Here is a 15,481-nt window from a genome sequence, read left to right as displayed (position 1 = left end):
TCGGCATCCTCAGCCGCCGCGCCCAGGACTCGAGTCCTCCGCAGCGGTGGCCGCACAAGTTCGGTTCGCGCAGCTTTCAGCTGATGACCGGGTCACGGGACTCGATTGGTAGCCCCGCGACCCGTCTGGACTACGCCTGCTGGTCGGGCATGAAAAAGGCCCCGAGATGGCGAGATCTCGGGGCCAGTAGCGGGGGCGGGACTTGAACCCGCGACACCACGATTATGAGCCGTGTGCTCTAGTTGAGCCCCGAATCGGCGGCGCGCCAACAGCAACTTCCGCGGAATTCCGCGGTTCTTGGCGTCAGTGTGATCACGCTGATAACAATGCATCGCGGGCAAGTGTGGGCAAAATGTGGGCAAGCCGATGGCACCGGGAGTGCCTGTGCAACTGACGGAGGCCTATGACAGCGGGTCTCGTGTTTTCTGCTTGAGCCGCTCGTAAGGAGTCTGGCCGGCGAGGGCTCCGTGTGGTCGATCGTAGTTGTAGTAGTCCTCCCATTGTTGGAGGCGGTCGGTGAAGAGGTTGACGTCGTCGATGACCTGGCCCTCGAGCAGTCGGTAGAACTCCTCCGAGTCGATCCGATGGGAGCGCTCCACCTTGCCGTTGAGCCGCGGGGTGGCCGGTTTGATGCGGATGTGGTCGATGCCTTTGTCGAGCAGGTGCCAGTGGAAGGATTGGCCGAACTCGCTGCCGTTGTCGGTTTGGACCTTCTCGACCTTGAACGGCAACTTGGAGAGGACGTGGTCGATGAACTGGATCGCGGTCTTCTGGTCATGCGTCGGATAGGCGCGCAGCACGCGCAGTCTCGTGCAGTCGTCCACGGCGGTGTATTGGTAGTAGCGCTTCTTCTTGCCGGTCTGGCCCAGTGGTTCGATGAACTTCACGTCGACCTGCAGGGCGTGCCCGGGGCGCTGCTTCTCGTAACGCTTCCACCGGGTCTCTTTGCGTTTGTATCGCTGGGATGCGGGGAGCCGGTTCAGGCCGACCTTTTTCAGGATCCGCCAAACCCCGGACTGGCTGATCTCGATGTCGTGGTAGCGCTTCAGATACATGGTGATCTTTTGCGGGCCGAAGTGATACTGCTGGCGCAGCCAGAGGATCTTCTCCACGACCTCCGTGTCCGTCGCCGTCGGCGAGTGGTGCGGGGCACTCGAGCGGTCCTTCAGCCCCTCGAACCCCTCCGCTTCATAGCGCTTCAGCCAGGCGTAGTAGGCCTGCCGGCTCACCCCGTAGTAGCGGCAGCTCGCGGCGATGTTGCCGCTGACCTCGTCGACGTGTCGAAGCAGAGCAAGTTTGTGATTCGCCCGTCGCTCTATCGCTCGCTGGGCCGATGCAGAGAGTGTTGATGGCATGAAGTCTTCCTCCCAAATGGAAGACCCGAGTGTCAACAACGTCCGTCAGTTTTATAGGCACCGGGAGTGCCTGTCCCTGTGATGTCTTAGAGCATCGCAGTTCCGGGAAGAAGTGTGCAATAGGCGGTTACCCGTGACCAACGGTCCGTTTGGCGAGCGGCAGGCCAGAGGATTGCTAAAACATGATTCGGATTCGTTGAGGCGCCATTTCGTCCCAAAAGTCACGCTCTCGCTGTTCCCACGTTTCGCGAGTCATGTGCGGGGTGTGGGGTGGACTTTTGCGACCGACCGGGAGTGGGTCGATTTCGATGCGATCAATGATGAATCGAAGAAATTGGGCTCGCCGGGGAATGCTCCACGCGCGCCAGTCCACACCGCCAGCGAAGATCTCGTTGAATTGAACACGCTCGAGCACTTCACTGAGCGCCCGCTTGGCCTCCCGCGTCTCCCTCAGAACATCACGTGTTTCGGCGGTTGCCGAACCTATCCCGTTCTCTTCCAGGTGCCGTTGCTGCGCTGCCTCGAGATCGAGCACCAAACGGTCAAGGCGTTCGATCTCGTTCAGGATTTCCGATCTGCGGGAGCGTGCCGACATAGCATTCACCGGGAGAGTGTTGAGGATGGCGTTGAACACATACGCCTCCAGTCGGTCTGTTTTCATGATTGTCTTGCCACACGAAAGTCCGGTCGGACCCGCGCGCGGGTCGCTGCCATCCCGAGGATGTGCCGTCCGCCCCGGGACGCAGAGCATCACGGGTATCCCACCCATGGTGGAACGGACCAACCGGGCACCGCATCGGCCACAGTGGGTGAGACCGCCCCCTAAGGATGAGCGCACGTAGGGCACATCGTGTCGACCTCGTTCCTTGAGAAGGTCGACCACTTTTGCGAAGGTCGCCAGATCGACGAGCGGATCCCAACTTGGCACTCCGGCCGTGTTCAAGCCGATCAAGGCCTGGTTGCACACAGCTTTTCGGAGGACCATCGCGGACCAGCGTTTTCTGCGCCGAGTTGGTACGCGTTTGGCGTTCCAGTCCTTCACGATGGCATAGGTGGAGTCGCCCGCGATAAGACGTGCCATGGCCGAACGGATCAGCTTCGCCTCGGCTGGCGCGGCCACAAGGGTCTTGTCCCGAACACGGAACCCCAAAGGAGCCGGGCCGCCATGAAACTTGCCGGACGCCGCACGTTGATCGGCCGCCGCCTTGATTCGTTCACCCAGTCGTTCCGATTCCGCTGCATCCCACGCGGCGATGGTGCGCGCGACAGCACGACCATCAGCGGTGTTCAGATCGAACTCACCCGACGCAACAGTACTAATCCGCACCTTGTGCTTGACCGCTACATCAATCAGTTCGTTGTACTCCTGAGGGCGGCGCGTCAGACGAGAGTTCGAATAGGCCAGGATCACCCCGAACTCATTGAGACGAGCACGACGCAACATCGCGGCATACTCGGGACGGGGCTTGTTCGATCTGGAACTTGCGGAGACATCGTTATCGACAAATACGGTCTCGACTACAAGTCCAAGTCGATCAGCGAGACTTCGGCACAGTTGCTCCTGCCGCTGCACACCGAGCTCGGTCCCCTCTGGGTCCGACGAGATCCGACAATAGATCGCAGCCTGCATGTCCGCAGCGTCTCACAATCCATCCCACTTAAGAGCTGGATGGGCGAAAGACAGGTAGTCCAATTTCGCGGACAAACGAGTTCAAAGATGGCAAACCTTAGGCGAGACCCCGGGCCAGTAACGGGGCGGGACCTGAACCCGCGACACCACGATTAGGTTCCGATAGAGAATCCAGGGTCGCTTCGGGTGTGATTGTGTTGATTCTTCGGGGATTTCGATCGCCGTGGACTATTCCGAATTGCACTGGATCTGTCTCAATGTGCGGGGTAAATGCGGGTCGACGCGCACGAATCGCTCCGACGATCCTCCATGACACCCATCTGTCCCGGACCTCATAGCCTAAGCCAGCTCGGGGGCTCCGTCCTGGGATCGGCGTCCGAGTAGCCCTTCCAACCGTCGACTCATCAGCTGACTCCTGATCCGACTGTAGTCGGCGTTACGGTGAAGGGCGTCCTCGTAAGAGTGTGCCTTCTGAACGATCGTTACGCACAGCTTCAGCAGATCTTCATCCCCGAGCCGCTCTGCGCCTTCGTCGCCGACGTACACGGAACGCAATTGTTGCAGGAAGAAGTTGCGGATCACCCAAATGTTGCCCGTGCGTGCCAGCAAGGTGTTGAGTGCCTGCACCCAACCGTCATCTCGCAAGGCGAAGATCATGAAGGCCGTGGCCACCGTCAATTCGTCATCGTTGAGTTCGACGACAGCGGGAACGAGACGCTCCAGGGCACGGCTGAGCTTCCGAGAGGCGAGCGTGTGCAAGACGCCGCCGAGTGATATCGCGGCTGGGAAAACACGCACGAGAACGTCGATTCGTTCTTCTCGATCATCGTAGTTTGCACCCCGATCGGGAGCATCCATCTCATCAACCAGATTGCCGATGAAGTCACGGAACCCATAGTCCGCGCTGACGGTCCCCATCAGACGGCCCCAATGAAGAAGCACGTTTTCCAAGACATCCTGCTTGAGGCCAATGTCCTCGATCTGGTCTGAATCACGTAGTGCGCTCGAAACCAGCTCCAAGGTTCGCATAAGTAGAACCCCTCGCGGGAGCTCCTCCTCTTTCGTCAGCGGGAAAGGTGGCTCGTCGGTGTCGCTGAATGCGTCAAATACCTCGAGCTCCTTCGATGATGATTGGGCGTTCTCGCGTCGCGTCAGGTTGGACTCGCTCAGGGCGACCTCCTGGACGTCCTCCGAAGGCACCAACTCGAATACCGGGTTGGCCGTCGTTGCCCACGCGTCGCGCGCCAGTAGTTCGTTTAGACGACTTACAAGCTGAGCATCGTGTCGCTTTATCGCGGCGTAGTCCATCAGGATCGGTGAGAAATAAACAGGATCAGTCAGCAGGTGACCGAGGAAATCTCCGTCCTGCGCGGCCCGTTTCGCCGCGAACAGATGCAAGTAGCTGCTGCGCGCGAAAACCACATGATGACCGTCCTTTCTCAGAATCTTGCGGTCCATCAAGCTGCGAACCAGTTCGAGCGCAGACTCGTTCCAGTCCAAGCGCTCCAATATTTCTCGGAAAGCCGCGACCGTTTCGTCCTCCGTCAAGCCGCCCGTCTTCCTAGTCACTAGTGCTTTCGCCAGGCCCGCGAGCAGCGCCTCCCGCGAATTCTTGTCCAGCCCGAGGCGAGCGTCTTCATGCGGATCGCCGCGGCCAAGCATCATCGCAACATAATCATCCAAAATGGATGTCTGCGATTTACTGGCCCCCAACGCTCCGCCGCGCAACAGCACTGCGATCAGCAATGCAACGGTATTCGGAGTGCGGGGAAGGTTGTCTGTCTGAAGCACATTGAGAACGCGCTCGGCAAGTTGTACATGCTCAACCGGTGCCGCCATCCGGGCATAGGCGCGAATATCCGCCGCAGTCAGTCGGCCGAGGTATTGCACGCGACCATCGACCCCAAGCCGCTGAAGCTTCTCCAGGATAAGATCTTCGGCTCCGACTTTGCACCCAATGATCTTGACGATCGCGTCACTCGCAGCAAGGTCCTGGATTGCTCGATCAGAAATGTGCTCAACGTAGGGAGAGAAGTCGTCAATCGCGAGCACATGAGGTGGGATCTGACTATCGCGATCAGGCAGGAGCCCGTGCGAACGGGCCTCAGCGTCCACGAGGCGCTTGAGCGGGTTGTGACCACGCCCCAACCGGCGAAACGATATGTACAGCGGCGCTGCCCCGCCGAGGTAGGTTGCCGCCTCTAATGCGAGCCACTTCACTGCCGTTGTGAGCCCAGTGCTTTCATCAGCCGCCACTAGGAGCACCTCAGCGGACCGTGCGACCTCGAAGGAATCGAGGCGGGAAACTTCACCTCCATCCGTCTGCCGGCGTTGGGCCCGTACAAAGTCCGCATGAGGGACCGGCAGCAGAACCGGCGGTCGCACTACGTCCGCAAGGGCACATGATCCGACCACATCCAACGCCTCCGCGAGAATGGCATCAGTGGTGAGCTCGTTCTCAAAGTCCAACTGAAGTTCAGATACCACGTCCCGCGCAATGCCGGACGGAGAGATTGAAATCGTCCCTGACGCCGGCTTCAGCGACGCAAGGAAGTCGCTGAGCGCTTCATAGTCGTCACCGTACCCAACCGGGACAATCTGGTCGTTGGCATGTTCGCGCTGAAGGTCGGCCAGTTCATCGTTCAAGCAAAGGCGGAAGTGTTGTACCGAGGACGGGATGAACGTGTCCCTGTGCCACTGGATTAGGCGTCCGAAGTTCGGGTCGGCAAGGCCCGTGCCGAATCCGATGTACACCAGCGTTTTCAGAGTTGACGCAGCGCGCTGTATATCCTGCGCGCTGGAACTATCGAGGAGGCGCGAATAGTCCGAGCTTGTCAGGATTACGGAATCCGGACGCCTCCAAATGCCATGAAGATGGCCAATCCCGTTGGAATTTCCTGCAAGCACGGCCTGCATCTGCGACGGATCCGTCCAGTCCACGGAAGTTCGAGCGCGTCCTTCCAATAGCGTGTCGTAGTTCGTCGTGAGGATTGGGAACGGCAGCGACGTGATGGCCTCCAGCAGCGCCGGATTCGACACGCGTAACTCGCCCACGTTGTCTTGCAGCCACTTGGTGAAGGCGTAGCTGCCGACTTCGTCGAATGCTTGGCGCAATCGATCAGCCGCCTGAAGCACTGCAGTGAGATCGTCACTGCCGAATCCATACTCAATGGCGTTGCGGATATAGCTCAGAGTCGCCGCCGGAGTATGGAGGTCCAGAGCGCTTAAGCCAGCATTCAATAAGCCTTGCCACGTCGCCGTAGGCGCACCGCCACTTAGGGCCGCACTCACCCCAGTTCCGACAACCAGCACGATCGAACCGCTATCGGACGCATTGCGAAGCCGTTGATCCACCATGTCCCCCAGGCAGCATCGAACAAGGCGACGCTCTAATGTTTAATCTTCACCCTCGCAGAGAAATGCTTTCGATCGCGCCCCCAGTAGTGGTGCGGCGTTGCTCGCTCCTTCTCGCTCTCTTTACAGAAGCGTGCATCCGCCGTGGAGGCATCCGACCCTGGTAGGGAGGGCGCATCCAGATTCTGCAGGACGACGTCGGATTCGAAGGCTATTCCTTCGCGGAGTCGCTCCTTCTTCATCAGATCGAAAGTATCGCGATTCTTAAGTTCGAAACAGTCCGAGAGAGCCTACTCGCGCACGTGAATCTTGGGTCATGACATCCGCCAATTTAAAGAAGCTGAGTAATACTCCAAAGCGAAGATCGCCAACAAAAGTTGTGGCACGGAATCTCGAAAAGGTATGCAGCGAGATCCACCCAGCGGGAATTTCAGTAGACAGGGCGATCGAAATTGCTGAAGATGTCCTCAACGCATGTGGGGGCCGATTTCCGCGCTCACGCCTCTTAGAATCATTCATTTCTCCCCGACGGACGGTCCCACCGGTACGGCGCACGCTTACCATCAGCGATTAGCCGTAGCGCCCTCGTCCCTCTTCGCGGCCTGATAGAAGTTGAGTTCGCGCCGCTTCGTTCGGGTATCGAGTGGCGCGATCGCGCGGACCCGGGGCCGGCTACCGGCTCAATTAGCGATGCAACCAAGCTAAACCAACGGCAGCATCAAGGGAATGCGCCTCGGCGACATGCCGCTTGCAACAACCCGCCGCGACTACGTGGCGCTGCTCAGGTTCATTGCCCCGGGGCAGTGAACCGCAGCTACAGGATGCCGGTCTCGAATTCGTAGAGCTGGGTCTGCGGTTGGCAGTAGCCATTCTCGAGGAGCCCTGGTCGGTTCAGATTGATGTAATCAGATTCCGAAAGTGGGCGTGACGCGATATAAGGCCAAGCATCACGACGCCGACGAGCTCGCCGTCCCGATGGTATCCGGCCGCGAACTCGGTTGAGAGCTCGCCTTCGAGAATCCGGACATCCGCGCTTCCGAGGACTGGCATCCCGAAGGATTGGATGCGGAGCGAGTATTGGTCGCTCCAGAACGACGGTACCGGGCGGAAATCCTCGCGAGCATCCTCAAGGCCTCGCAGATGGAGACCGACCGTCTTGCCCGCCATCTTCGCGGTCTCGACAGCCATGTTCCAGTGCTCAACCCGGCGCGGGATGGAGTCGAACATCGGATTAGGGAATCGAGCGATGTCGCCGCAGGCGACAACATTTGGGCGACCTTCCACCCGCATCGCGTTGTCGCACATTACCCCGTCACTGAGGTCCAGACCGTTTCCCTCGAGAAACTCGGTGTTCGGCCGGGTGCCCACGGCCTCCACGACGAGATCGGCTCGTAACGTTGTCCCATTGGAAAGCACGACTTCGCGGACTCGGTCCGATCCTTCGAACGCAGCAGCGGCGGTGTTCATGTGGAAGCGCACGCCCCGCCGCTCGTGTCTGCGCTGGAGCTCCCCGCCGAACTCCATTCCTAGCGGTGTATTCAGAGGGACCGGTCCGGTCCCTATGACATCGACGTCAGCGCCGAGGATCTGACAGGTTGCTGCCACCTCGCAGCCGATGAATCCTGCACCGAGTACAACGACCTTGGCCCCCTGAAAGATCTGCTGTCGCAGCAGCATGGCGTCGAGCGCTGTCCTCACCACGTATCTGCCGAGTTGCGGGCCGGGAATTTCGACTCGCCGCGCGCTGACGCCCGCTGCGATGACAAGTCCGTCCCACTCCACCCGAGCGCCGTCGACGAGTTCGGCGGACTCATTATCGAGATCCACCGAGGACACGGTTTTGCCGATATTCCAGGTCACCTCGGCGGCGGCTGACGAGAGCCTGAACGTCAATTGATCCAAGGCAGAATGATCTTGCAACGCGTCCTTCGAGAGCGGAGGACGGTTGTAGGGCATGTGCGGCTCGGCTCCGATTACCAGGATCTCGCCTTCGAACCCGGATCGGCGGACTGCCTCGGCGGCGCGCAGGCCGGCCAAGGATCCTCCTACGATGACGCACCTTCTGACGCGGCTGACCATGGGCCTCAGTCGCGAATTGTGATCGCTTGAACGGGGCATGCGTCGGCAGCCTCCTCCAGTTCGTCCCGCATCGCGTCATCCATGTCGTCGGACAGGTAGAGGCCGGAAACGTGCTGGCGGAATGCAAGGCTTCCGTCTTCGGCCAGCCTGAACGCCTTCGATACAAAGGCGCACTGTCCATGGTCCTGGCACGTCCTAAGGTCGACCTGGAATTGCATCTGAATCCTCCCGGATCGCTATTCAACCCTCGCCGTCGAGGGAAGGCTTCAACACATACATCAGCGCGGCACGAAAACGGCCCGCTCTGAGACACTCACGAGCGCGACCCCAACCGCTTCGTCAGACATGCCCACAGTGCGACCACGGGCAACACCGCGGGTATGAACGCATATCCGCTTCCAAATCGGGACCACACTGTTTCTGCGGGAAACGCCTCCGGCGTCAGGAAGCTGAGGGTCCCGACCACGAGGACGCCTGTCAGTTCGATCAGGCACAGAACGACGGCAGCCCGCCGAACTCTGTCATCGCGACTGGCGAGACGGAGCGCAATGAGTCCCGCGATGTAGACGAGACCCGCTACGGCCGACAGCGCGTATGGAATCGGTGCTGTCCGAGCGTGAGTCGCAAGTTGTACGACGCTACGACCGGTCGCCGCGAGAGCGAAGAGGGCATACACGGCTTGCAAGACGATGCCAACATCGCCGGACCTACGGCGCTTCATTCACGCACCTCCAGTAACCAGAAGCCTGACAACAATGACGACCACCGCCGCACTGCCGATGGCCAGGACGAAGTAGTTCGGTTCCTTGCGCCCGGCGAGGCCGATAAAGGTCATGATGGGCAGCACCAGAAGCGACGCCGCTAGGTAGGCCAAATGCACAGCCATCTCCTGCGGTCGCCACCCCTGGAGCAACGACAACCCGTCCAGTGCCGCCATCAGGACCGTGCCTATCTGGAGCACCACCAGCCCCATCACGCTGAGCCGAATCTTCGGAGTCGGCCGGTAGGCCTGAACCACTTGCCAGATGGTCAGGCCCACGGCGTACACGATGTTGGTGACCGCGAGGGATTGCTTCATGCCGCGGCAGCCGCGGCAGCCGCCCGGCGGCGCGCCTCGCGAGCCCGACCTCTGCGGGTGCGGGTCAGCCAGGTGGAGAAGCCGGTGATCGCAAGCAGCAGCGGGGTGAGTCCGAACAGCGCCCAGATGATGCGCCACCAGCCGTTGACGTACCATCCGAAGTGGCTCGGGTAGAAGACGTTCTCATAGAAGTTGTTCTGGGGAGTCGCGCCGTTGCCGTCCCAAACGATCTTGGTGTGACTCGCGTCGTACTTGTCCACGTATACCCACGCGTTTCCAGCGAAGACCGCCTGCGAGAAGGGATTCCCGGACGTCTGCGAGATCCTGAACAAGTAGGCGGACGTCGGGTCCTGCGGATCCGCGAGCGTGCTGTTGGAGATCTTTCCGGGCACCACCGCAAGTGCTGCGACTGCCGCGGCGTCGAGGCTGATGCCCTTCGCGTCAGGCGTCGCCGGCTTGTTGCTGGCGAAATCCCAGTTCAGTGCCTTCACATTGGATGAGTCGGTGTGGCCGCCTGTGAGGGCCATCAGGCCCTGCTCGATGAAGGGGAATTGAGCGGCCGCGCCCGTGATACCCCACATCAGGAGGAAGGGAACCGCGACCAGCCCCGCGATCTTGTGGAGATCTCGATCACGCGCATATGCGGCCTGCCCCTTCCACCTGATCCGGAACCCGGAACCGAAATGCTTGATGCTCGGCCACCACAAGATGATCCCGGATAGCGCGAGGAACACGAGGACGAGCCCCAGGATCCCCACCAGTGCAACCCCCAGAGGCATCCCGTCGAGTTGTGCGATGCCAAAGCTGGGAATGGGGGTCGCCATGAACGGCACATAGCCGGGATAGTTCGGGCTTGACAGCCCGTAGCCATGAAGGTTCTCCATCAGCCCTTGGAAGCCTCCGTAGTAGTGGCCTGAACCGGTGATCTTGCCGGACCCGGGGTCGACCCCGTACACCAGGTTGAGATTGGCATCACTGACCAGGAACATTCCTTTGTCGTTGATCACATTGCCCGCGGCGAAGTCCGGATGCGCCTCCTGGACCTTTGCAACTGCTTCCCCCGCAGTCAGAGGTTCCGCAGATGTCGTCGGCTGGTACAGCGCGGAATTGTTCGCGCGAAAACTCTCCCCGCCCCACAGCAGCGGCACTCCAGCAGTCATGATGACGAGGAGCGCGACGCCGACCACCAGGGTGACCCACCGATGGATCCCCGCGATCGCCCTCCGCACGGGCTGAGGCTTCGGAACCGATCGCGTCTTTGCGACGGCCGTCTCGGCTATCACGGAATCTTGCATACTGGCGCCTCCTTGCGCTGGGGTGCGGCGATGCCGCGGGAGTGGGAGAGGTTGGGAGACAAAGTGTTGCAGCGAAGTTTAGTGCCGGATCGTTCCGGCATTGGACGCAAGCTACCACCCGGGGGTCATCCGCGTCAATGCCCGGCCGCGAGCGGTCTTTCATCGTCGCATCTCCAGAACGACGGGCGGAGGCCGGCGTCGCGCGGCACGTCATTGACGGGACATAAAGTCGTCGCTATCTTCGCTGGTATGCCGGAACGATTCGGCTCTGGACCCGTACCCGGCGCCCGCGCCCTCCACCGCGGGGCCTCACCGGCTTCAGTTCAGGGAGGAGGAGGAGGGCCATGTGAACTCGGGCGTCCGGCTCCATCCTCGACGGTGTCGCAGGTGTCGGCCCGACTGGGACTCCTTCGACGTTGCTGGTCAGCCGAGCTGATCGTCGGTCCAAGCCTGCTTGTCCACCTCGTGCCGCCATGCTCCCCGAGCAAACCATCGCGCCAAGAAAGCGGTAGCGATCGGGCGAATCGCCTTGTGCGAGAGGACGAAGGATGGTGATGAAGCACGAGCGGATTGGACAAAGTCACACGGGTTTGCAGCGCATACCCTTTCGATATCTCGACGACCGATCGGGCCGAAGTCGCCCTCGACGTGAAGGAGCCCATGACGCGCCTTATCCGGACCGGCGCCTCGCTCGAGCCGCGGCCAGACAACGTTTCCGCAGTCTCGTTCGACACCTCAGCGCCGACGAACGCGCACGACGTCATCGTGTCGACCATGAGAGCGGATGTGCGACTCGCGAAGATCGTCGAAAGGCTCGGGCCACCGCGTTCCGCGGTCGAAACCGGAGCGCCGCGTCTCATCCGCTGACAGACCGGCGGCAGGCGACGCAACCTCACCCCCGTCGCCCGCCGCCCCCAACCGACCATGTGACCGACCGCAGTGAAAGGAGCCCCTGATGTACACCGAAACCCCAACCGAGTTGTCGAGCCGTGACCGACTGCTCGCGAACCCCGACTGGCTCGCCCTCAAGCAAGCCGCGATCGACTTGCAACTACTGCAGGTCAAGGATGGCTCGCTCCCCGAGACCTCGAACCGCGAGTGGGCGACGGATCGGGTGTGCTGCATCCTCGACTCCATCGCAGGGCTCGCGCCGCTGTTCCCGCACGATGCCGAATACTTGTGTGCGCTCGACCGCGACTTCCGGCGCTGGGCAGAGGAGGACTTCGGTGTTCCGGACTTCCGCGGCTCGCTCATGGCGTTCCAGCCGCAGCAACACCGCGTCAATGGGCTCAGGCATCTCGTCGTCTTCCCGATGTACACGCAGAACGGCAGCGCCAACCGGTACGTAGAGGCCGTACTGGTCGAGGTGATCTGGCCGGAGTTCGTCGCCGAGCTCGAGGCCGGGTCGTACTCGAACGCGATGTTCGTGCCCCTCTCCTTCATCGACTTCACGCCCGGCTACGACACCAATGCGGCGGTGCTCTTTCCCGAGAGCGTCTCCGTGAAGGAGGTGCCGGTGTTCACCTGGGGTGCGATCTTCCAGGACCGCGAGGCAGCGCGCTTCCGCAGGGTGGTTTCCGCAGCGGCAGAGATCACGAAGCTGGACCTGCCAGAAAGGGCATCCGCGATGCTGAAGGATCAGTCGATCGCGGAGGAGACCTTCGTGATGTGGGATCTCATCCATGACCGCAGCCACATGCGCGGTGATCTGCCGTTCGATCCGTTCATGATCAAGCAGCGGATGCCGTTCTTCCTATACGCATTGGAGGAGCTGCGTTGCGATCTGACCGCGTTCCGCGAATCTGTATGTATCGAGCACGACGAGGAGTCGTCCGACGAGGCACGACAGCACGCGAAGCTGGTGCAGTACGCGGTGATCTTCGACCGGATCTTCCGTTTCGCCATCACCGGCAGCCGGGTGCGCAACTACGACGGGCTCGGCGGCCAGCTGCTGTTCGCGTGGATGCACCAGCACCACGTGCTGCACTGGACGGACACCCAGCTCACCATCGACTGGGATGCGGTGCCGGAGGTCGTGGTCGCACTCAGCGACCGCATCAACGACCTCTACTGGCGTTCGATCGACCGCCCGAAGGTGGCGCACTGGCTGGCGGCCTACGGGGTGCTCACCGAGACGGTCACCCCGAACCCGGCGTCGAACTGGGCGCGCGGGCTCTCCGACGAGGTGCTCGCCGGTCCGCCGAAGGGCTACACCGACCAGGTGCTGGACGACGAGTTCCCGCTGTCGATGTTCTACGAGGCGCTCAGCAAGAAGATGCTGGGCGTGATCGAATCCACTGAAGGCATCACCCGTGACCGGGCCAACGCGGTCGCGGACGGGGTCAGCTCGTGACCCGCCCGGTTGTCGTAGTGGCCGGGTCCACCAGCCCCGCAGGGATGGCGGTGGTGACCGCACTCGTCGATGCCGGCTTCTGCGTCGCCGCCGTCGATCTCGACGGCGAGAAGGTGTCGGCGCTCGCCGACTCCCTCCCTTTGGTTTCTGGCTTCGTCTGCAATCTCGCCGATCCGGTCGCGGTGGACGCGCTTGCCGTGTCTGTGCGGGAGGAGCTTGGTCCGGTTCGCGGTCTCATCCACCTGGTCGGTGGCTGGCGCGGCGCCGACGGGATCGTGCAGCAGACGGACGCCGACTGGGATTCACTGAACACCGGGATCGTGACCACGTTGCGAAACACCAGCCGCTCGTTCTATGACGACCTCGAGGCTGCGGCGGGCGGCCGTCTGGCGATCGTCTCTGCACGCTCGGTCACGGCGCCGACCGCTGGAATCGCTAACTATGTTGCGGTCAAGGCCGCTGCGGAAGCATGGACGCGGGCCATCGCCGACGGCTTCCGCGCGTCGGCCGCCCAGAGCAAGGATTCTCGGCTGGGCGCCGCCGCCGTCGTCTTCGTGGTTAAGGCTCTCGTCGACGACGGGATGCGCAAAGCCCAACCCGATCGCACTTTCCCAGGCTTCACGGACGTGAATACGCTCGCCTCCGCTACTGTCGACCTCTTTGACACACCCGCACATCTGATCAACGGAGCCCTTGTCCCCCTCCCCTAACCCCCAACGCTGCGTGTGCCAGCATCGGGTGTGAATCGGTCGGGAGATTTGTATCAATCAACTGGTCGAGCGCTTGTCGCGATCTTCGTACCGAAATCGCGAACTCGCGATCGAATCCAATGGTGCCGTCGCCGCGTAGGACCAACCAGCGTTCAACACGGCCGCGCCGATGATTCGGAAGAGCCGAGGCTGCGTAAGAGCAGCTCGACTGGGAGTCCCTCATACCCAAATCTGGCTGGACGTGCCCACTCTCAAGGATTCAGGACAGTGTCGAGGAGTTTGAAGCAGCTGTGAAGCTGCAGGAAGAAGCGTCTAAATGCAACACGATATGACGGTCGATTATCTCGACCTTCCGCTTTCAGAAGTCGATCCGGAGGTCGCGCTCGCGATCGACGCCGAATTGGGCCGCCAGCGCGCTGACCTGGAGATGATCGCTTCAGAGAACCACGCCCCCGTCGCCGTAATGCAGGCGCAGGGTTCGGTGCTCACCAATAAGTATGCCGAAGGGTACCCGGGCCGACGATACTACGGGGGCTGTGAGTACATCGACGTTGTCGAATCGCTCGCCATCGAGCGGGCGAAGTCGTTGTTCGGCGCCTCTTTCGCCAACGTCCAACCGCACTCTGGCGCACAGGCAAACGCTGCGGTTATGCATGCGCTCCTCCGGCCGAAGGACACTATCCTCGGTCTCGACCTTGCGCACGGTGGCCACCTCACCCACGGGATGCGGCTGAATTTCTCTGGCCGCCTCTACAACGTTGTCGCCTACCACCGGAACGAGAGGACGGAGGAGATCGACCTTGCCGAGGTTCGTTCTCTAGCCCGGGAGCATCGTCCGTCTCTCATCGTTGCCGGATGGTCTGCATATACTCGCGCGCTGGACTTTGCCGAGTGGCGAACAATCGCAGACGAGGTGGACGCCTACCTACTCGTCGACATGTCGCATTTCGCAGGGTTGGTCGCAGCGGGCGAACATCCGTCACCCGTTCCGTATGCGCATGCCACAACGACGACTACACACAAGACGTTAGGGGGACCTCGCGGAGGACTTATCTTGTCCCAAGATCCTGCCATCGCGAAGAAGATCGACTCTGCGGTTTTTCCCGGGCAACAGGGTGGTCCACTGGAACACGTGATCGCGGGAAAGGCTGTCGCTCTGAAGCTCGCCGCATCCGAGGCGTTCCGTAACCGCCAGCGGCGCACGGTCGCCGGCGCCCGGATTCTGGCTTCCCGTCTCGGGCAGGACGATTGCGCCGCGGCAGGCATACGTGTCGTCGGCGGCGGAACGGATGTCCACCTCGTGCTCGTGGACCTTCGTGACTCGGCATTGGAGGGGTTGCAGGCCGAGAATCGCCTGCACCGAGTGGGGATCACTGTCAACCGCAATGCGGTGCCCAATGACCCCCGTCCACCGATGGTCACGAGTGGTCTGCGTATCGGCACGCCGGCGCTGGCCGCCCGTGGATTCGGCGACAGTGCCTTCCGGGAGGTCGCCGACGTGATTGCTGCAGTTCTTACCGCAGGTGAGGACGCTGATCTGGCTGTCTTCAAGCAGAGAGTCTCGGAACTGGTCAAAGCCCATCCGCTGTACGCCGATATTGCACCCATCGCGGCTACGGGGAACTGA

General features: G+C 61.4%; 11 protein-coding genes and 1 tRNA gene. 4 read left to right on the top strand and 8 right to left on the bottom strand.

Annotated features, from left to right (window positions below):
- Nucleotides 1–190: 190 nt before the first annotated feature.
- The 8 genes from AAYO93_RS02560 to AAYO93_RS02525 all read right to left on the bottom strand — a co-directional run bounded on the left by AAYO93_RS02560 (nt 191) and on the right by AAYO93_RS02525 (nt 10,791).
- A tRNA-Met gene (locus tag AAYO93_RS02560) sits at nt 191–251 on the bottom strand.
- Nucleotides 252–401: 150 nt separating this feature from the next.
- A complete protein-coding gene (locus AAYO93_RS02555; RefSeq protein ID WP_345763452.1) occupies nt 402–1,355 on the bottom strand; it encodes an IS481 family transposase in 954 nt (317 codons plus the stop codon).
- 175 nt (nt 1,356–1,530) lie between these two features.
- A complete protein-coding gene (locus AAYO93_RS02550; RefSeq protein WP_345763451.1) occupies nt 1,531–2,985 on the bottom strand; it encodes a recombinase family protein in 1,455 nt (484 codons plus the stop codon).
- A gap of 339 nt (nt 2,986–3,324) precedes the next feature.
- Nucleotides 3,325–6,342, bottom strand: coding sequence for an SIR2 family protein (locus AAYO93_RS02545; RefSeq protein ID WP_345763450.1), 3,018 nt, complete (start codon nt 6,340–6,342; stop codon nt 3,325–3,327).
- An 888-nt stretch (nt 6,343–7,230) separates the two neighbouring features.
- The gene (locus AAYO93_RS02540; RefSeq protein ID WP_345763449.1) at nt 7,231–8,376 is read right to left on the bottom strand and encodes an NAD(P)/FAD-dependent oxidoreductase; all 1,146 of its coding nucleotides are present in this window, start codon (nt 8,374–8,376) and stop codon (nt 7,231–7,233) included.
- Between the two features lie 47 nt (nt 8,377–8,423).
- A complete protein-coding gene (locus tag AAYO93_RS02535) occupies nt 8,424–8,636 on the bottom strand; it encodes a ferredoxin (RefSeq protein WP_345763448.1) in 213 nt (70 codons plus the stop codon).
- A gap of 503 nt (nt 8,637–9,139) precedes the next feature.
- Nucleotides 9,140–9,496, bottom strand: coding sequence for a hypothetical protein (locus AAYO93_RS02530; protein ID WP_345763447.1), 357 nt, complete (start codon nt 9,494–9,496; stop codon nt 9,140–9,142).
- Nucleotides 9,493–10,791 carry a PepSY-associated TM helix domain-containing protein gene (locus tag AAYO93_RS02525; protein WP_345763446.1) on the bottom strand — a complete coding sequence of 433 codons (1,299 nt, stop codon included), beginning with the start codon at nt 10,789–10,791 and terminating at the stop codon, nt 9,493–9,495. Before AAYO93_RS02525 ends, AAYO93_RS02530 begins: the two co-directional genes overlap by 4 nt.
- A 660-nt stretch (nt 10,792–11,451) precedes the next feature.
- On the opposite strand from AAYO93_RS02525, the gene AAYO93_RS02520 reads away from it, so the two are divergent.
- The 4 genes from AAYO93_RS02520 to glyA all read left to right on the top strand — a co-directional run bounded on the left by AAYO93_RS02520 (nt 11,452) and on the right by glyA (nt 15,481).
- On the top strand, nt 11,452–11,658 hold the full coding sequence (locus AAYO93_RS02520; RefSeq protein ID WP_345763445.1) for a hypothetical protein: 207 nt from the start codon (nt 11,452–11,454) through the stop codon (nt 11,656–11,658).
- 88 nt (nt 11,659–11,746) lie between these two features.
- Complete coding sequence (locus tag AAYO93_RS02515) at nt 11,747–13,144, top strand: DUF6421 family protein (RefSeq protein WP_345763444.1); 1,398 nt, start codon at nt 11,747–11,749, stop codon at nt 13,142–13,144.
- Nucleotides 13,141–13,854, top strand: a complete 714-nt coding sequence (locus AAYO93_RS02510) for an SDR family NAD(P)-dependent oxidoreductase (RefSeq protein WP_345763443.1) — start codon at nt 13,141–13,143, stop codon at nt 13,852–13,854. Before AAYO93_RS02515 ends, AAYO93_RS02510 begins: the two co-directional genes overlap by 4 nt.
- Before the next feature lie 316 nt (nt 13,855–14,170).
- On the top strand, nt 14,171–15,481 hold the full coding sequence (gene glyA / locus AAYO93_RS02505) for a serine hydroxymethyltransferase (RefSeq protein WP_345763442.1): 1,311 nt from the start codon (nt 14,171–14,173) through the stop codon (nt 15,479–15,481).

It is taken from the genome of Diaminobutyricibacter sp. McL0608 (assembly GCF_039613825.1).
Taxonomy (GTDB): Bacteria; Actinomycetota; Actinomycetes; order Actinomycetales; family Microbacteriaceae; genus Diaminobutyricibacter.
The sequence above is the reverse complement of the archived record's forward strand: the minus strand, read 5'-3'. Positions and strand labels throughout refer to the sequence as shown.